The following is a 17,361-nucleotide window of genomic DNA, read 5'->3' as shown; positions in this document are numbered from 1 at the left end:
CAGCAAGCCACGGTATTGCGGAAAAGCTTAGCCCAGAAATTCAGGACGATGTAACGCCGGCTGTCAAAGTCGCCGCAGTTTTCGGACGATGCGGCGCATGACCAGTGGTACGCCGCCTTCATGATAAACAATGGACAAATTAAGTCTCGCCCGGTCCAGGCGCCGTCGCAGCCTTCGTAGCCGCGAAATTTGGCCGCCGAGTGGCCGGGCCGTGAGCGGGAGCTGTCCGGCAAGATTTATAAAAAACTCAGCCCAAACCGTCGACACATGCAAAATATCGTACCGCGCCTTGACGTCATCGAATGCATTTTGTGCGAGCGCGGCTCGCCTTGCCGGATGCGCCAGCAGATCTGTCACCGCCTCCAGCCAGGCCGATCGAGTGTTTTCTACCAGCAGACCTGTCACTGAATTCCGGACAACATCGCGGTACGGAGAAATGTCGGAGTAAATGCCGACGCATCCGCATGCACCGTATTCACGATACTTGTTGTCGGTTTTATTGCGGTTCGCTTCGTGATCTTTGAGCGGCGCAAGGCCAATCGCCCAATTTCGCGCGGCCTGAAATCGAATGTAGCTGTTGTAGTCCTGAGTATGCGGGAAAAACACAATCCGCTCACTCGGTTTGATGCCCTTGGGCAGAGTGCCGGCGAATTCGAAGATCGCTTGCGGAAAGGCCTTGAGAACTGGCTCGATCAGCGATGATACCAGTTCGAGATCGTCAACCCGCGAGGGGCTCCCGGCAAATCCTATCCTCACCCTTTCGTCTGATAGCGGCGTCACATTTTCGATCAGCGAAAAATCGAAGAAAGTCGGAAGAACGGAAATGCGCTTGTTGAACCGCGAAAGAAATTTTGAGAGTTCGCTGGAGTTCGTGATAACGGCATTCGCGTTGGATACGATAAACTCAAGCGACCGTCTGATGATGGGGTGTCGATAATACTGCGCGAGAGATGAATCTCCAAGTATTCGCCAAAAGTTGTCATCGATATAGAACAGGTAAGGACGATCTGCATCCACCAATGCCTGCGCCCAGGTGAAGGCGCGCGGATCGCCGCATCGGACAAACAGGGGAAGGGTATTCGAGTCGAAGTCGCTGCTCTGAAGCTTATCCAGAAATTGCACGGTGTAACTAATGCCGTGCGGTTTACAGGCCTTCAATACCTGTTCGATCAGATGCGTTGTGGCAATCTCGGCTTCGATGACAACCAGTATGCTAACGCTCGGCATGTCCAGCGCCGCTACGAAGCCGGTTGATTAATGCGGGAGTAGCTGTCGAGAACCTCGTCGGTGTCGCCATCCATGCGGATAGAACCAGATTCCAGCCAAATCGATCGTTTGCAGAATGACCGCAGCAGGTCAGGTGCATGACTCGCGAACACAAGGATCTTGCCTTGTTCCATGAACTCGAACATTCGCCGCTTGGCCTTGTCGGCAAATTTGATATCACCGGCGCCCATGACTTCGTCAATGAGAAGTATTTCAGGATTGACGCTGGTGGAAACAGCGAAAGCAAGGCGAACGAACATGCCGGTCGAATAGGTCCGGACCGGATAGTCCAGAAATTCCCCTAGCTCGGTAAATGCTGCGATCTCGGGGAGCTTCTCCTCGATTTCGGCAGGCGACATGCCAAGAAGCAATCCCCGAATGCGGATATTGTCGCGGCCCGACTGATTCATTTCGAAACCGGTCGCAAATTCGAACATCGGGCAGACATGCCCGCGGATCGTCGCGACACCCGATGTTGGAGGATAGATTTTCGCCATGACCTTAAGCAGGGTGCTCTTGCCCGCGCCATTCAGACCAATCAGGCCAACGCGCTCGCCGTGACCGATGCTGAGATCGAGATTTCGGAGGGCTTCGACACTATATCGGGCGTCTTTCGATTTCGCCCCAGTAATGTGGCCGACAAGCCACTCCTTGATGCCGCCACCATCGCGCTGGCCTTCAAAGCGGATACCGACGTTGTCGAGGTGAATACCAAGATCGGTCATAGCAGGAAAACCAGACGGTTATCGAGTTTGCGCGCAACGACAATAGCGACGGCCCAGGCTGCGGCGATGTAAAGCAGCGTGAAAACGTAGTTCTCGGGTGGAGCGAAGGTGCCCGTCAAAATGGGGTGGCGCACAATGTCGATCAGATAATAAAGCGGGTTGTATCTGTAGACGAAATCCAAATGCTTTTCCTGAAGCATCTTGATTGGAAACATGATCGGCGTAACGAAAAAGATCACCTGGAGGATTCCGGTGAGGGCATAAGGCCAGTCGCGAAATCGCGTTCCGAGATAAGCCGAGATGACGATATGCGCGAGCGCGGCGACGATCAACAATGTCAGGCCGGGGATGGCCATGAGCCAGCCCAGCGCACTGAAGCGCCCGAAGACAATCTGCATCGGAATGATCGCGCAGAAACCCACCAGCAGAATGATGCTGTAGGTCACCAGCGCGCGGAGCAGATAAATCTGTTTCGGGTAGGAGAATTGCTTGATGTAGCCTTCGGCGCCGACAAAGGCTCCCCCGGCTTCTGTAAATGACGAAAGCAGAAAACCCCAGATTACGAAGCCCGTAATCAGAAATGGCAGAAACTCGCTCATTGGCTGACCGAACATGACGCCGTAAACGAAACCGGCGGCGCCCACGAATATTCCGAGGTTAAGCAGAATCCACAACGGTCCGATGAATGAGCGCCGAAAGCGCGTTTTGATGTCCTGAACCCCCAGAAAGGTCCAGACGCGCCAGAGCTTGCACGAGGTTACAGCGTCGGCGAGCAGTTGCTGACCTGAGGTCATTTTGCGGCGCCTCGCTTCAAGCCCATGCGCACCAAGCCTTCCGAGCGGCTTTCTTCCCTGAAGCCGCATCGCTTGTAGATTCTGGCGGCCTTGTCATTCCGTTCCATGACTTCGAGAAAAAGGTAGGACAGATCCAGCATCGTCATGCCGAAGCGAACAAGTTGTTCGCAGCTCCGGGTAATATATCCGTGCCCCGCCTTTTCCGGCGCCACAAGAAAACGGCCTATTTCGGCCGATCCTGCGCCGCGGTCAATATCGTAGATGGCGCATTGGCCGACGGGCTGCCCGCCAACTTCGATTAGAAAGAAGAAGTCGTCGTTCTTGGCGAGGTAACGCTCGTACCAGCTCTTGTGGCTGCTGAATGACAGCTTTTCGGACGTCTTGAACCAGACGCGGGCTTCGTCCCGATTGCGCCAGTCCAGGATCGTTTTCAGATCGCGCTCTTCGACGAGACGCAACGTAACAACGCCATCCCCGAATGGTTCGACTGGCTGCTTCATCGCGCGTAATTGATGACCAGTTCAGAAATCAGATCCACGTCGGATTTTGTCATACGCAAATGCATGGGCAGTGAGATGATTTCCTGACTTGCCGCTGCTGCGTTCGGGCAGGTGCCCTGCGCGAAGGCGTACATTCGATAATCGGTGTTATCGCGGTAGTGAACGCCTGGGAAGATGGCATGCTCGTTGAGCGCGAGCATCACGGCATCACGGTCGCGCACGCGAATCTGCAGAAGATGCTGGGCCGATTCGCATCCGTTCGCCGTCTGCACGACGGTTACGTTGTTTCTATTCTTCAGATTTCCGTTGTACCAGACCGCAAGCTGGCGGCGGTAAGCATTATCTATGTCGAGATACTTCAACTGAACAAGCGCGATGGCCGCCATGATCGAGTTGCCGTGATACTTGTATCCGACCTCTTCGACATCATACATCCACTTGTATGCTCCCTGGGAGGCTGTGCGCGCATAGGTGTCTTTGTTGATGCCAAGCCATGTCAGCTTGCGGACGCGCTCGTCGTCCTCTGCTTCCTTGAAGCAGATCATTCCGGAATCGGCCGTGGGCAGATTCTTTACCGCCTGAAAGCTGAACACTGTCACGTCGGCATCCGCGCCGATGTGCTTGCCGTCGATCCGCGTTCCCGCCATGTGAGCCGCGTCGAGAATAAGCTTGATGCTGCGCGCGCGGCAGATTTCAAGAATTTTCTCGTATTGGCCGGAGTTTCCGCCGATGCCTACGAATATGAGCGCTTTCGTTTTCGGAGTGATGCGCTTGAGAACGCTTTCGGGATCCAGGCACAGGTAATCATCAACGTCCGCGAACACCGGCTTGAGGCCAGCATACAAAATGGCGTGGTTTGTCGAGACAAAGGTGAGCGGAGTCGTGATGACTTCGTCGTCGTCTTTCCAGCCGAATTTTGACTTGAAGAGTTCGAAGGCCAGGTGGAGACCGACAGTGTTGGAGCTCAGGAAATGAGCGTGCGCAAGTTGCGTATACTCTTTCCACGCAGCTTCAATTGCGACGGTCTTGAATCCGAGTCCAGTCCAGCCCTTTTCAAGGCACTCGCGTATCTCTGCGAGACATTCCTCAACACGGAAATTCGGAACGAAGAGTTGTACCGCCATAACGATCCTGCGATTTAGAGAAGCTCGAGCGCATTTAACGCCGCGCCCTGCCGGTCCTTGTCAGACAGGGTAGGGGCCGTTGATGTTCCAGAATGCGACTGAATAGCGGGCCATTCGATTGCGATGTCTGGATCGTCAAAACGGAGGCAGCGCTCATGTTCCGGATACCAGTAGTCGGTCACCTTATACTGAAAATCAGCGGTTTCAGAGAGAACGAGAAAACCATGCGCGAAGCCGCTCGGTATCCAAAGAGCCTTCCCGTTTTCCGCTGACAGAATTTCACCAATCCATTTGCCGAAGGTTGGAGAGTTTCGCCTTATATCGACCGCGACATCGAAGACTTCCCCTGACGTCACGCGGACAAATTTTCCCTGCGGGCGAACGACCTGATAGTGCATGCCGCGCAGGACGCCTTTGGCCGAGCGGGAGAAATTATCTTGCACGAACGTGGCGGATATGCCCGTCGCCTCGGAGAAAGCGCGTGCATTGAAGCTTTCGAAGAAGAGGCCGCGGTTGTCGCGGAAGATCTTCGGCTCGAATGCAATTACGTCCGGAATGGCAAGTGTGGAGGCGATCATCAAAAAGTTCCATGGTTCAGCAAGCTATACAAGTAGCGCCCGTAACCATTGTTCTTCATCGCGGCAGCAAGTTCTTCGAGCTCGGCGTCGCTGATCCACCCGTTGCGCCACGCGATCTCCTCAGGGCAGGAGACTTTCAGTCCCTGTCGTCTCTCCAGTGTTGCGATGAACTGACTCGCTTCGAGGAGTGTTTCGTGAGTTCCGGTGTCGAGCCATGCATGACCTCGTCCCAGAATCTCGACCGAGAGCTGTCCTTTTCCAAGATAGAGTTGATTGAGGTCCGTAATCTCAAGTTCTCCGCGGCGGGATGGTTTGAGTGTCTTTGCCAGCGAAACCACCTGGTTGTCGTAAAAATACAGGCCGGTTACAGCATAGTTCGATTTCGGTTGTGCCGGCTTCTCCTCCAGCCGCAAAGCCCTCCCGGACGAATCGAACTCGACGACCCCATAACGTTCGGGATCCTGCACATGATACGCAAACACCGTTGCACCCTTGGCGCGCTGTGAGGCGCCCGACAGAAGATGCGAGAAATCGTGGCCATAGAAAACGTTGTCGCCCAGCACGAGCGCGCTGGGTGCGTTTCCGATGAATTTTTCTCCAAGCAGGAAAGCCTGAGCAAGCCCGTCCGGTGACGGCTGCACGGCGTATTCGATACTCAAGCCCCATTTGCCTCCGGTGCCCAACAACTGCTCGAAGCGGGGAACGTCCTGCGGCGTCGAAATGATGAGGATGTCTCGTATATCCGCCAACATAAGCGTTGAAAGCGGATAGTAGATCATGGGTTTGTCGAAGACAGGCAAAAGTTGCTTGGAGATCGATAATGTGGCTGGATGCAGACGGGTTCCCGAGCCCCCGGCCAAAACGATGCCTTTACGTTTCATAGCAATCTCGATCTCGCAACTTCTTCAATGAAGCGTCTCGCGTGGACTTGCCAGTCTGGTAGATGGACGCGAAACCGGTCGCGTAGCAGCGAGGTTTCCAGCCTAGAGTTCTTTGGGCGAGTGGCCGCCGCGGCATAACTTGCGCTTGTTATCGGGAAAACGCGCTTCGGATTTGCCTGGATCGGGAGGCCCCGATTGTGAGCTAGCCCCAGAAGGAATTGTGCAAAATCATACCAGCTTGTCTCGCCGGAGGCCGTCAGATGATAGATGCCAGATAGTTCTTCGGACCGGGAGAGGCCGTTCAGCCGATCAAGCATTGCGGCGGTGGTGTCCGCAACGAGATGGGCGGTAGTCGGCGCTCCGAAGCTGTCAGCGACAACCTCGATCTGATCCCGTTCGATTGCTCGCCGCAGGATTGTCCGCGGGAAATTGGAACCGTGCGCGGAGTAGAGCCAGCTAGTGCGGATAATCAAATGTTTGCAGCCGACATCGCGAATTGCGCGTTCTCCGGCTGCTTTGCTTTGCCCGTAAACGTTGAGAGGGCAGGGCTGGTCATCTACTGCGTAGGGAGATGCTTTTTCACCGTCGAAAACATAGTCAGTTGAATAATGCACGAGCCATGCGCCAAGGTGAGATGCTTCCTCTGCGAGGATGCGCACGGCGATTTCGTTGATCTGGTGCGCCTTTGCCCTCTCGGTCTCAGCTTTGTCGACCGCGGTGTACGCGGCTGAGTTGACGATAACCGCCGGTTGATGGTGCCGGATCTGGAAACGAAGTTCGTCAGCGTTCTCAAAATTCGCGGTCTGCCTGTCACAGGCCACGAGCGGGCCAATGGTGCTGAGCGCACGCTGAAGTTCCCAGCCGAGCTGACTGTCTTTGCCAAGGAGCAGGATTTTTGGCGCGGTGGCTGTCATCTTGAGGAGTAGTTCCGGCCGAGCCAATCGCGATAGCTTCCGGCAACCACATTGTCGGTCCATGCCGTGTTGTCGAGATACCAACGCACCGTTTTGCGAAGTCCGGACTCGAAAGTCTCGCGGGGCTGCCAGCCGAGCGTCTGGCGAATCTTCTCGGCGTTGATGGCATAACGGCGATCGTGTCCCGGCCGGTCGGGCACGAACGTGACGTGCCGTCTGTATGAACCGTTTCGCGATGGCCTTTCCTTGTCAAGAGCATCGCAGATCGCATGCACTACATCGAGATTGCTTTTCTCGCTGTCGCCGCCGATCGCATATGTATGGCCGGGCTGCCCGTTACGGAGGACGGTGCGGATGGCGGAGCAATGGTCGCTCACATAGAGCCAATCGCGAATTTGCTGACCGTCTCCATAAACCGGCAAGGGCTTCTCCGCCAGCGCATGGTGAATCATCAGCGGAATAAGCTTCTCGGGAAACTGATAGGGGCCGTAATTGTTCGAACAGTTGGTGATGATGACAGGCAGGCCGTAAGTATGATGCCACGCGCGCACGAGGTGATCTGATGCTGCTTTTGACGCGGAATAGGGGCTGTTTGGTGAATAGGGGCTCGCCTCATGAAATGGGCCTGCTTCAGGCGTCAGCGATCCGTAAACTTCGTCGGTCGAGACATGAAGAAAGCGGAACGCTTCCTTCTCCCGGGGCGGCAATCCAGTCCAATACTCACGGGCTGTTTCGAGAAGGCGGAAGGTCCCGACAACGTTGGTCGTGATGAAGTCTTCCGGACCGAGTATTGAACGATCAACGTGAGACTCGGCGGCAAAGTTGACGATCGCGCGTGGTCTTACCCTGGACAAAAGCGACCGGACAAAATCCACGTCACCTATGTCGCCCTGGACAAACGAGTGTCGCTCGTCACCTTGCAGATCGGCTAAATTATGGAGATTTCCTGCATAGGTAAGCTTATCGAGCGTAACGATCGGGGCGTCCTCACTTGCGCGCCAATCGAGCACGAAATTCGCGCCGATAAAGCCGGCGCCACCCGTGACGAGAATGGGATGCGATCCGTCTGTCCGCAGGGCAGTAACGACAGTCATCCCAACAGGTTCCCGGAGATGCGCAGTAGAGCGTCTCAGCTACCGTAATTGCTCTTCAGCGCGGGGTTGGATTGAGGAGCGCTCGTGATCGGGTTCGACGCTGGGTTGTAGTCGGCGAGGCCAATCAGGTCAATAATCGGGAGTGCCTTCGGGGGCAATCCGAGTAGGCCGCTGACGGCTAAACTGACGGGTCAGGCGACGGTCTCTGCGAACCGGTTTGGTTTAGAGCGCTTCTGACAAGATGCAACAGAGGACCGTCACCCGAGACGATTTCCGCGCCATGCTCGCCGTCGGCGCGAACAAGAACCACCGTGTCATCCGGCCGATGGCCGACGTCGGACGCTCTCGCGATGGAGAATTCGCCGAGTGTTTGGCCCTGGTCCCTTGCAATTGCATATAAGCGGCTGCGGCTGCATGCCTCGTCAGCGACGAAGGTGACATGAACGTTGTCCCGCAGGGCGCTTGCGACCTCGACGATGCTGCACCATGCGGGATTACGGCTGACCAGGCCAGGACCTCGCAGGAACAGGTTTGGATACTCGTTGGACGCACTGTGTTGCGCAACCCAGTTTATGCTCTCGAAATGCGGAGGCGTTGCAGTGCCAAAGACTCGCTCCGCGATGAAGTTTCCCCACCTCTCGACAAATTTGCGATGATTGCGATGAATAATGGTTGCGCGGCGCGGGTTGCTCCAGATTGTTTTCGTAGTCGCGCTTTCCTCATGGATCACGGCAGTGCCGGCGCAGCAGTAAGTGAACAGTCCCATAGCGCGAAGGCGCAACATTAAATCAACATCTTCGAAGTATCCCGGATCGAATAACGGATCGAACCCACCCGCCGCCAGAAAGACGTCGCGGCGCATCAGCAGGCACGCGGCGGAGCAGTAGTCGACGATGTGCAGCCCTGCTTGGGATAGAATATTGGCGGGCAGGCGAGCCAGACCATGACGTATCGTCCAGCCATCAGGGCGAACGTATCCGCCGGCTTCCTGTAATCGGCCATTCGGATATCTCAGTTCCGCTCCCACAGCTCCCGCACGGTGGGCAGTCTTCAACGCGTGCAGGAGGGGGGCGATGTACCCGGGCGTCACCAAGACATCGTTGTTGAGAAGCAGAACAGCGTCGCCGCGTGCGGCCTCGGCGCCGATGTTGTTGGCTTCTCCAAAATAGAGATTTTGATTGAGTTCGATCAACCGGGCGTCATGAAGGCCACAGGCATCGCGAACAATCGATTTTTCATGAGGCCTGCTGCCGTTATCGACAACGATGATCTCATACGCGACGTTTGATGTGTGGGCCCGGATGCTCGCAAGGCATTCCTGCGTCATCCGCCCCATATTCCAGTTCAATACAATGATCGAAAGATCGGGAATCTTCTCCATCACAAATCTATATGTGATCTTCGCCGCGGGACCGGCGCCACCTCCATTTATCGGCAAGCTGCCGATATCGATACACAATTCGCCAGGTTGGCGATGACATCGAATCGTGCAGGAGCGCGGTGACCAGATTCATTCTTGCCTCCAGCTCTGCGTTGCGGTCTTTGAGGGCCGCAAGCTCGTCGCAATTATCCATTCGAATCGTTGCCTCCGGAGGAAATGCGAACCCGTCAACCAGTGCTAGACAACTTGATTTTTCAGGTCTAGGCCCAAAAATCAATATACTGGATGTTCTCAGCAGCGTGCGCTGCGTGGTAGTTTGAGAAGCGATAGGCAGCAATCGCACCGCAAGGTACCGGGTCGCATGAAAGTCAGAGATCTGGTCAGGGATACCGAGTGGATTCCCGGCTCGGACTATGTTGATGGGCATAAGCCTGCAATTTCGGTCCTGTTGCCGACATTCCGGCGCGGCGCCAGCGGTCTGTTTCGGAAAGCCGTGAAGTCCGTTCTTGGCCAGACACTGCACGATCTCGAGCTGATTATCGTCGACGACGCGAGCACTGACGGCACCGCCGATCAAATTGCGGAATTCATGCGCGAGGACGGCCGTGTGAGCTGCCTGCGTCATCCCAACAATATCGGCCTGCCTGCTGTTTCCGAATTTGAAGCTCTTATGAAAGCGCGCGCCGATTACATCGCGTTCGCATTCGATGATGATACATTCTACCCTGATGCCTTCGCGCAGTTGCTTCAGCATAGTTTGCAGAATCCGGACCGGGTATATTTTGGTTACGTGACCATGTTTGCAAGACACGATTATTCGTCGAATGTAGAATCTATACGGCTCGGGTGTCCGTTAGCTGATCACAATTTACAAGGCCGGAATCTGATCTCAAATTCCGCAGTCCTGCTCCCCCGTTCTGTAATTGATGCTGTTGGGTTTTATGATCCACACATCATTATGGCTCGACTTTGCGATTGGGATCTGTGGCGCAGAGTATCCGAGCGATACTTATTGCAATACGTCGATGTTAGTGTTGGGGAAGTGACGGGGCCCGCAACGGAGGACTCGCTTGGAAAAACGTATCCCTTAGTGATGAGCGCGACGGAGGAGTGGATGCGTGCCGGCGCCAGGAAGCTTACGTCTCAAGATTACTTCGATATTGACGTGTTTTCATCTCGACCGGAGATATCCACGCGTACGGCAGGCGTAATTGACGATCTCGTTATGGCTCACGTGGCCAACCGGCCATGGCTCAGAAAGCATTTTGAAGAAAGCAATGACTCGAAAACTATTGTTGTTCTTACGTCATCTTACGACGCGTCCACATCGCTATACTTTGACAATCTTCCATCGTCGGTTCGCGGACGAATTAGAATCGTGCTGTCAGAGAGGCATCTCGAACTTACAGAGCTGGCATCTGCTTCCTGCGTAATAGTTGTGCGGCATTTTGATATTCACGAGGAGTGGCTAGATGCAGCAAAGCGAATGAGGGTTCCTTTATACTATTTCCTTGATGACAATTTTGTTGAGTTGGCGTCGGTGGAATCTTATCAAAGTTCGGAGGATTTTTCTCTGAATGGGTTGCGGACAAAGCTGGAGCGGTTCGCGGGGGTGCTTCTAAGCAGCAAAGAACTGCTTGAGTATTTTGAGGCGAACCTTATTCACCCTAATCTGTCGTTTTTTCCCGTGAGTTATGCGCGGTCTCCGAAGAGTGCTCGCTTTACGATATCTAATTCGTTTGATCTAACAGTTGCGTCAATTGGCGGCAAACATCGACAACGAGGTCTACAGGAGTGCGTTCTGCCGGCGTTGCAGCGATTGGCGAGCGACGCATGCAGAATTCATTTCGTTATCGGCGGTTGCGATCCAGAAGATTCTGAATTGCTGAGCAAAATCGCAGCTAGCGAGAATCTGAAGTTGACGCTCATACCGTTCAACGTCGAATGGAACCGCGCGATATTGCAATTGGCCGAGCATCGCCCCGACGTCCTCATCCACGCACCCAGCAAAACCATCAACAATAAGTATAAAACTTTGAATGTTGCGCTATGCGCTTACATTCTTGATTGTGTGCTTATTGTCCCCGATGATCCGCCCTATGATCTCACGGAATTTGATGGCGCAGCTATTCGCGTCAAGCCTTCAAATGAATCGCGTGCTTGGTTGCAGGCGGTGCGAAACGTTCTTTCTACCCGAGAAACCTGGGACGGCTACAAGAAAACCAACGCAGCGTTCTGTCGAACCCAGTTTTCGGGCGAGCAGAATCTGATTGTTCTGAACGAGATCCTTCAATCGTCACCTGCGATTAGCTCGACCTTGGTGGAGACGAGACTCAAGGAGCTATATTTCTCCAAGTCTGTGACTGCCCGGAACAATCTAGCCGATCCAGAGCCGCTCCGGGCAAGCTTGCTGCAGCTTTCGCAGTTCCGCGCCCAAACGCGGCGCAATCACCGTTATCGGCCGCACCGGCGGCGCGAAGATATCTGGCCTCGGGTTTCGCCAGCGTTTGAAGATATCCGGCAGCATGTTCTCGGGAATAAAATACGCTCGAGCTCCAGCTATCTGGAACTATCCCACTCGCTTCACGATGTCGCGTATGCTGAGTACCCTGTTTACCTCAAGAAGGGACAGCTCAAGAGTATAACATGCGCCTTATCATCAGAGGGAATTCATAGTGGGCTCGTAGGTGTTGAATTGGTTGCGCCGAACGACACGATTGCAGTTCAATCATCGAGAGATCTCGCGCCGCTGAATCTGCATCTTCCTGTTACGTTCGACCTGAAGAATACCGTCGTTCAGGAGGGGAAATGGAAGTTTCGCTTCTTCGCCCGGTCGGAATGGCCGCTTTATGTTCTTGAGTTTGCGGAGTATTCCCGCTTCGGCTGGAGCCGGCGCGTGATCGCTCCATTCGTGAAGATAGAGTATGCCGGTCAGGCTGAAACAGGGGCGCGTTCCACGATGTAGGCGCGTCCGCCGGATCGGAGGCTTTCAGTCTCGATCTGTTTGATGCCCGATGGCGCGGCGGACAGAATGCACTGCCGTATGTAGGAGTCGGGATATTTCCTGTGCAGGAATTTCGCCCCCTCGATCTCCTCGTAGTCCTCTGTGATTTCATCGGTTTCACTCGGCCAAACCGTGAAAATGCAGATCTTCCCCGTTACGCGAAGCAATTCATGCAGCAGGCGCTGGACGTGGGGGACATGACCTGCCACCTCAAAGCATAGCACGCAGTCGATCTCGGCATCCCGGAAGACAAGGTTGAAACCGTCGCCGTAAAGAAATAGCGCTTCAGGAAAATTCTGACGCGCGGTCCGGAGCATCTGCAAGGAAACATCGACCCCCGTGTAGTCAATGGCACCGTTTGATGCAGCCCGAAGCCGCTCGTAAACCAATCCGGTCCCGCACCCGACGTCCAGAAACGTACCTTTCAGTCCGGGGACATGTCGAGATACCAGCTCGGTCAGTTGCTCACGATGTTGAATCTCACCGGGCTCCTCGTTCCAGATTGCCTGGACTCGTTCGGCGACCTTCGGAGCATCCCAGTTCTGCCAATCCCGGCTCATCGCTGATCTCACGATACGGTTCTACAAGCTTGCATATGCCGGTTGCATCCGGCTTCACAAGCGGTTGATTTTTACCCCAGCTCCGTGCCGATCAAAATTGATCCTTATTTGTGGCGGACTATTGGAACCCTCTCGCTTCTACGAGGTTAGCGATCCGGATTTCTGCGCCGCATTGCGCGGATTTGTCACTGTGTGAGGTACAATGTTTTTGTTTGAATCAATCAGCCGTCGGCTGGCCGTGGTTGCGGTCTTGGGATTGCCGTTTTTCTCTTCGGCGTCGATGGCCCAGTCGGCGCAGCCGTTCGCTGGCATGTCCGGTGTGTGGTCGGGGAAGGGCTCTATCTCCCTCGAAGGCGGGGCAAAGGAGAACATCCGGTGCCGGGCAACCTACGCGGTCAGAAACGATGGCAATGCTCTCCAGCAGACACTGCGTTGCGCAAGCGACAGCTACAAGATCGAGCTCACCAGCAATGTCGTCTCCGATGGCGGCAAGCTGACCGGGACCTGGAGTGAGGCCACCCGCAACGTCAGCGGCGATGTGCAGGGGACGACATCCGGGGGACGCTTTCAGGTCGTTGTGAGTGCCGGTGCGTTCTCTGCGGATCTCCTCTTGACCACGCGCGGCAACTCTCAGTCCGTCGTCATTCGCTCGACCGGAGGGGAATTCAAGGGCGCCAACATTACGCTGACGCGCACTTAAATCGATCATGAACGATTCGGGCCGAGAACAGCAGCTCACTGTTGAGGGGCTGCTGTTCTCGTTATCGTTCCCGCCGCAATCCCGACGGCAAGGACATAGAGCCAGCCCTGATAAAAATCGCTCAGATGCGAATTGAAGAGCGAGCTCAGGATGTTCTGCACAACGGCCACCAAGCCGATCCATGCGACGACGCCTTCGCCGCGAAACGTCAGCAGATGAACTCCCCACATTGCATAAAGCGCCAATACGCCAAGCAGTCCCCACTGAATCGCAAACAGCAGCGTTTGATTGTGAGGGTTGCCGCTCGTATTCGCGGGTGAGTCGGCCTGCTTTGGAATGTCGCGGGTCAACAGGGGTTTGGCGGATCCGGTCCCGTGGCCGATCACGGGGGCCGTCTTGAAGAGTTCGATCGACTTATTCCATAGCTCCAGCCGCTGCCCCACAGACGTTGTTCCTGCCTCCTTTTGAGCCGCGCGATATTCGCTGAATGCTGCGGAAACTTTGTGCTGCAGGTTCGAAGAAATTGTCCAGAGGCCGGCAATCGTAACAACGAGGGCCATGCATGCGATCCAGAAATGTCTGCGACCAAGGTAGCGGTAGGCAAAAAACACCGCGAGGACGGGACAATACACCAGCGCGGTCCGCGAGACGTTGACGAAAGCAAGATTCGCCAGCAACGCGGCAGCGATTATCGCAGCCGAAATTGCGAGTGCCCGCCGATGTCGCCGCAAGCCATCAACGGCCATAGCAGCGAGCGCAAACGCGCAAAACGCGAAGCCCTGGCTCTGGTCGATATAGTTTTTCACGGGGATGCCGGGCTGGTCGGACTTGTAGTGGATGGAAAGACCCGGCCAGTACAGAACAACCCAGGAGTACATCATTAAAATGACGCAGGAAGCGACAAACGCATAGAGGACGTAGCGGCCACGATCGGATTGACTGAAGTAATAGATCAGGATCGGAATTCCCAAGAGTTTCGCCATGGGCGTCAGCCCGCGAAACCTCTCAGCCCAGGAAATGCCGTCCGCCCAAAAAACGCCAAGCACGGCAATAAGGCACAGGGCCAATGCCGCCGAGCTCGCGGGGTGTTTCAATGACTGAACGAATGCACCAGGTCTTACGGTGCTGAGAAAGCCCAGCAGAAAGGCCAGCCCGCAGGACGATGCAAGGGATGTCGACCAGGGCAATCCGGCGGCTGCAATAATTGCGAAGTTTTCCGTGCCTTTTTGCCGTGCAGCCTGTGCGGCTGAACGATTGGGGCCGGTCCAAACGAAGAAGCCGAGCCAGACATCGGCCAATTCTCGCTTTATTGCAGCGTACATTAGCCCTCGGCGGCGCTGTTTTTAGATGCGGACAGCGGAAAATATGCGATATAGGTCAAGATGATAACCCCATCGAGCGGCTGCGGCCGCTTTCGAATCGGACTGTACCCGGAAGCTGGATGAGCGCAATCGACGGCTATATCGTGCGAACGACGTTGGTGGCGTTCCTGTTGATTCTCGTCTCGTTGACGGGGGTCATCTGGATCACGCAGGCGTTGCGCGGCATCGATTTAATGACGGGGCAGGGCCAGTCGATATTGGTCTTTCTCGGTGTCACGGGGTTGGCCATTCCGCTGCTGGCGATGATCATCGCGCCGATCGCTTTGCTGATCGCGGTGATGCACACACTCAACAGGCTCGCGACTGATTCCGAAATCATCGTGATGAACGCGGCCGGGCTCTCGCCAGGCAGGTTTCTCCGCCCGTTTATGTATGCGACCTGTGTGGTCAGTCTGCTCGTCGCCTTTCTCTCGATTTATTTTGCGCCGGAGTGCTTGCGCGCTCTGCGGCGATGGCAGACCGAAATCGGCGCTGACGTGCTCACCAACATTCTGCGTCCCGGTGAATTTCAGAAACTCGGCCCGCTGACAATCCGAATTCAGGGCCGGCAACCGGGAGGACTCCTCGTCGGGATATTTATCGACGATCAGCGCAATCCTGCAGAGCGCATCGATATTCTTGCGGATCGCGGCACGGTTCAGAAGAACGAGCGTGGCTCGTTCCTGATCCTTCAGGACGGAAACCTCCAGCGCTTCGAAACCGGCAAGAAGGATCCGGCGCTGGTTGCATTCAATAGCTATGCTTTCGATCTGTCGCAGTTCTCGAATGTCGTTCAGAGCGTCACCTACGGTCCGCGCGAGAGGTCGATCGGAGATCTGATGTCGCCGCCGCCTGACGATCCGATCTTTAAGCGCGTCCCCGGTGAATTCCGGGCCGAATTGCACGACCGTATTTTTGCGCCGATCTATCCCTTTGTCTTCATTTTGATGGCATTCGCCATCCTTGGTGCACCACGTACCACGCGTCAAAATCGTAACTTCGCTATCGCGGTTCTTATTGTTGGCATACTCGTCGTGCGTATCGCTGGGTTCGGTCTTTCGACGGCATCTACGTCCAAACCGTTCGCGATTCCCGCTCAATACCTGTTGCTGGCGATCGTAAGCGCAGGAAGTTTATGGATGATCATGCGGGGTGTGATTATCGATGCGCCGGCGAACCTGTTGCGACGTATTGATAATTTGTTCAGCCGTGGAGTGTCACTCAAGCCGCAGTAACATTACGGAAGCCAAATCCGGATGATTTAACCGCGGATGATGTTACAAGTGACGCTTTGGCGAAAATGAAGGTCTGCAAACTAGATGAAAAAAACTGCGCTTATTACAGGGATCACCGGCCAGGACGGCGCATACCTGGCGGAGCTACTGTTATCCAAAGGATATTCTGTCCACGGGATCAAACGGCGGACATCGCTTTTCAACACCGATCGCATTGACCATCTTTATCACGATCCGCATGACAAGGGTTATGACCTCACGCTTCATCACGGCGATCTGACGGATTCGTCGAGCCTCATCCGGATCGTGCAGGAAGTCCAGCCGGATGAGATCTACAATCTCGCCGCACAGAGCCATGTTGCGGTCTCGTTCGAGGAGCCTGAATACACGGCTAACTCGGATGCGCTCGGTCCGCTGCGAATTCTCGAAGCGATCCGCATTCTCGGACTCGAGAAGAAGACGCGATTTTATCAGGCCTCAACTTCCGAACTGTACGGACTCGTTCAGGAAGTACCTCAAAAGGAAACGACGCCCTTTTATCCCCGGTCGCCTTACGCGGTTGCGAAGTTGTACGCGTACTGGATTACCGTGAACTATCGGGAGGCATATGGCCTGTTTGCTTGCAACGGGATTCTCTTCAATCATGAATCGCCAATTCGCGGAGAAACCTTCGTCACGCGAAAAATCACGCGTGCATTGGCCCGCATCAAGCTCGGTCTTCAGGAGAAGGTTTATCTCGGCAACCTGAATGCCCGGCGCGATTGGGGGCACGCGCGTGATTATGTTGAGATGCAATGGCGGATGCTGCAACAGGATGTCGCTGAAGATTATGTCATTGCGACCGGGGAGCAGCATTCGGTTCGCGAATTTCTGGAAGTCGCCGCAAGGGAAGTCGACATCGCCATTCGCTGGGAAGGTGAGGGTGTTGACGAAAAAGGGTACGATGTTTCCACGGGACGATGTATCGTCGAAGTCGATCCGCGCTACTTCCGTCCCACAGAAGTAGAGACGCTTTTGGGCGACCCGACAAAGGCATACGAGAAGCTAGGCTGGTCACCGACGACATCGTTCGTTGAACTGGTCACGGAGATGATGAGAGAGGATATGCAGACTGCACAACGAGACGAACTCGTGAAGCAGCATGGTTTTAAGCATTTCAATTATAACGAATGATTTCAAGAATTTGAGCGCCGCTGAACTGCGGTGGACCGCGGTTCGTTGATAGTTTTATTAGCTGATTGCGG

16 protein-coding genes are annotated in these 17,361 nt (G+C 55.0%); 4 read left to right on the top strand and 12 right to left on the bottom strand.

The genetic code is table 11. The features are described 5' to 3' along the window. Positions 1–63: 63 nt before the first annotated feature. From AC1RM7_RS04360 to AC1RM7_RS04315, 10 genes are all read right to left on the bottom strand, one after another. Positions 64–1,227: a glycosyltransferase family protein gene (locus tag AC1RM7_RS04360; RefSeq protein ID WP_492838579.1), complete on the bottom strand. Its 1,164-nt coding sequence runs from the start codon at positions 1,225–1,227 to the stop codon at positions 64–66. 11 nt (positions 1,228–1,238) lie between these two features. Beyond that, positions 1,239–1,991: an ABC transporter ATP-binding protein gene (locus AC1RM7_RS04355; RefSeq protein ID WP_492838577.1), complete on the bottom strand. Its 753-nt coding sequence runs from the start codon at positions 1,989–1,991 to the stop codon at positions 1,239–1,241. Continuing rightward, positions 1,988–2,785 carry an ABC transporter permease gene (locus AC1RM7_RS04350; protein WP_024918821.1) on the bottom strand — a complete coding sequence of 266 codons (798 nt, stop codon included), beginning with the start codon at positions 2,783–2,785 and terminating at the stop codon, positions 1,988–1,990. Before AC1RM7_RS04350 ends, AC1RM7_RS04355 begins: the two co-directional genes overlap by 4 nt. Then, positions 2,782–3,285 (bottom strand): GNAT family N-acetyltransferase, encoded by a 504-nt coding sequence (locus AC1RM7_RS04345; protein WP_024918820.1) that lies wholly within the window; start codon positions 3,283–3,285, stop codon positions 2,782–2,784. Before AC1RM7_RS04345 ends, AC1RM7_RS04350 begins: the two co-directional genes overlap by 4 nt. Beyond that, a complete protein-coding gene (locus tag AC1RM7_RS04340) occupies positions 3,282–4,409 on the bottom strand; it encodes a DegT/DnrJ/EryC1/StrS family aminotransferase (protein ID WP_024918819.1) in 1,128 nt (375 codons plus the stop codon). Before AC1RM7_RS04340 ends, AC1RM7_RS04345 begins: the two co-directional genes overlap by 4 nt. Positions 4,410–4,423: 14 nt before the next feature. Beyond that, positions 4,424–4,987, bottom strand: coding sequence for a dTDP-4-dehydrorhamnose 3,5-epimerase (gene rfbC, locus AC1RM7_RS04335; protein WP_024918818.1), 564 nt, complete (start codon positions 4,985–4,987; stop codon positions 4,424–4,426). Continuing rightward, positions 4,987–5,868 (bottom strand): glucose-1-phosphate thymidylyltransferase RfbA, encoded by an 882-nt coding sequence (rfbA, locus tag AC1RM7_RS04330; RefSeq protein WP_024918817.1) that lies wholly within the window; start codon positions 5,866–5,868, stop codon positions 4,987–4,989. The genes rfbC and rfbA overlap by 1 nt, the downstream gene beginning before the upstream one ends. After that, positions 5,865–6,782 carry a dTDP-4-dehydrorhamnose reductase gene (rfbD, locus tag AC1RM7_RS04325; protein WP_024918816.1) on the bottom strand — a complete coding sequence of 306 codons (918 nt, stop codon included), beginning with the start codon at positions 6,780–6,782 and terminating at the stop codon, positions 5,865–5,867. Before rfbD ends, rfbA begins: the two co-directional genes overlap by 4 nt. Further along, entirely contained in the window at positions 6,779–7,876 is a 1,098-nt protein-coding gene (rfbB, locus tag AC1RM7_RS04320; RefSeq protein ID WP_051472461.1) for a dTDP-glucose 4,6-dehydratase, read from the bottom strand. Before rfbB ends, rfbD begins: the two co-directional genes overlap by 4 nt. Before the next feature lie 178 nt (positions 7,877–8,054). Beyond that, positions 8,055–9,257, bottom strand: coding sequence for a glycosyltransferase family 2 protein (locus AC1RM7_RS04315; protein ID WP_024918814.1), 1,203 nt, complete (start codon positions 9,255–9,257; stop codon positions 8,055–8,057). Positions 9,258–9,618: 361 nt separating this feature from the next. Between AC1RM7_RS04315 and AC1RM7_RS04310 the strand changes: the two genes are divergently transcribed. Beyond that, positions 9,619–12,222, top strand: a complete 2,604-nt coding sequence (locus AC1RM7_RS04310) for a glycosyltransferase family 2 protein (protein ID WP_024918812.1) — start codon at positions 9,619–9,621, stop codon at positions 12,220–12,222. Here the strand turns inward: AC1RM7_RS04310 and AC1RM7_RS04305 are convergent. Next, positions 12,189–12,821, bottom strand: a complete 633-nt coding sequence (locus AC1RM7_RS04305) for a class I SAM-dependent methyltransferase (protein ID WP_024918811.1) — start codon at positions 12,819–12,821, stop codon at positions 12,189–12,191. The genes AC1RM7_RS04310 and AC1RM7_RS04305 overlap by 34 nt on opposite strands. 202 nt (positions 12,822–13,023) lie before the next feature. On the opposite strand from AC1RM7_RS04305, the gene AC1RM7_RS04300 reads away from it, so the two are divergent. Beyond that, on the top strand, positions 13,024–13,521 hold the full coding sequence (locus AC1RM7_RS04300) for a hypothetical protein (protein ID WP_024918810.1): 498 nt from the start codon (positions 13,024–13,026) through the stop codon (positions 13,519–13,521). Between the two features lie 35 nt (positions 13,522–13,556). Here AC1RM7_RS04300 and AC1RM7_RS04295 read toward each other — a convergent pair whose 3' ends face one another. Continuing rightward, positions 13,557–14,819: an O-antigen ligase family protein gene (locus tag AC1RM7_RS04295; protein ID WP_244434536.1), complete on the bottom strand. Its 1,263-nt coding sequence runs from the start codon at positions 14,817–14,819 to the stop codon at positions 13,557–13,559. Positions 14,820–14,962: 143 nt separating this feature from the next. Here AC1RM7_RS04295 and lptF point away from each other — a divergent pair, with 143 nt between their 5' ends. Together lptF and gmd are read left to right on the top strand one after the other, a co-directional pair. Next, a complete protein-coding gene (lptF, locus tag AC1RM7_RS04290) occupies positions 14,963–16,117 on the top strand; it encodes an LPS export ABC transporter permease LptF (protein WP_006020840.1) in 1,155 nt (384 codons plus the stop codon). Between the two features lie 84 nt (positions 16,118–16,201). After that, positions 16,202–17,290: a GDP-mannose 4,6-dehydratase gene (gene gmd, locus AC1RM7_RS04285; protein WP_006020839.1), complete on the top strand. Its 1,089-nt coding sequence runs from the start codon at positions 16,202–16,204 to the stop codon at positions 17,288–17,290. The last annotated feature ends 71 nt before the right edge of the window (positions 17,291–17,361 follow it).

The sequence above is a fragment of the Afipia sp. GW822-FHT03D08 genome (genome assembly GCF_058801645.1).
The sequence above is the reverse complement of the archived record's forward strand: the minus strand, read 5'-3'. Positions and strand labels throughout refer to the sequence as shown.

Coding starts and splice junctions, on each gene's coding strand:
- AC1RM7_RS04360 (WP_492838579.1), bottom strand. CDS start 1,227: ATGCCGAGCGTTAGCATACTGGTTGTCATCGAAGCCGAGATTGCCACA.
- AC1RM7_RS04355 (WP_492838577.1), bottom strand. CDS start 1,991: ATGACCGATCTTGGTATTCACCTCGACAACGTCGGTATCCGCTTTGAA.
- AC1RM7_RS04350 (WP_024918821.1), bottom strand. CDS start 2,785: ATGACCTCAGGTCAGCAACTGCTCGCCGACGCTGTAACCTCGTGCAAG.
- AC1RM7_RS04345 (WP_024918820.1), bottom strand. CDS start 3,285: ATGAAGCAGCCAGTCGAACCATTCGGGGATGGCGTTGTTACGTTGCGT.
- AC1RM7_RS04340 (WP_024918819.1), bottom strand. CDS start 4,409: ATGGCGGTACAACTCTTCGTTCCGAATTTCCGTGTTGAGGAATGTCTC.
- rfbC (WP_024918818.1), bottom strand. CDS start 4,987: ATGATCGCCTCCACACTTGCCATTCCGGACGTAATTGCATTCGAGCCG.
- rfbA (WP_024918817.1), bottom strand. CDS start 5,868: ATGAAACGTAAAGGCATCGTTTTGGCCGGGGGCTCGGGAACCCGTCTG.
- rfbD (WP_024918816.1), bottom strand. CDS start 6,782: ATGACAGCCACCGCGCCAAAAATCCTGCTCCTTGGCAAAGACAGTCAG.
- rfbB (WP_051472461.1), bottom strand. CDS start 7,876: ATGACTGTCGTTACTGCCCTGCGGACAGACGGATCGCATCCCATTCTC.
- AC1RM7_RS04315 (WP_024918814.1), bottom strand. CDS start 9,257: ATGGAGAAGATTCCCGATCTTTCGATCATTGTATTGAACTGGAATATG.
- AC1RM7_RS04310 (WP_024918812.1), top strand. CDS start 9,619: ATGAAAGTCAGAGATCTGGTCAGGGATACCGAGTGGATTCCCGGCTCG.
- AC1RM7_RS04305 (WP_024918811.1), bottom strand. CDS start 12,821: ATGAGCCGGGATTGGCAGAACTGGGATGCTCCGAAGGTCGCCGAACGA.
- AC1RM7_RS04300 (WP_024918810.1), top strand. CDS start 13,024: ATGTTTTTGTTTGAATCAATCAGCCGTCGGCTGGCCGTGGTTGCGGTC.
- lptF (WP_006020840.1), top strand. CDS start 14,963: ATGAGCGCAATCGACGGCTATATCGTGCGAACGACGTTGGTGGCGTTC.
- gmd (WP_006020839.1), top strand. CDS start 16,202: ATGAAAAAAACTGCGCTTATTACAGGGATCACCGGCCAGGACGGCGCA.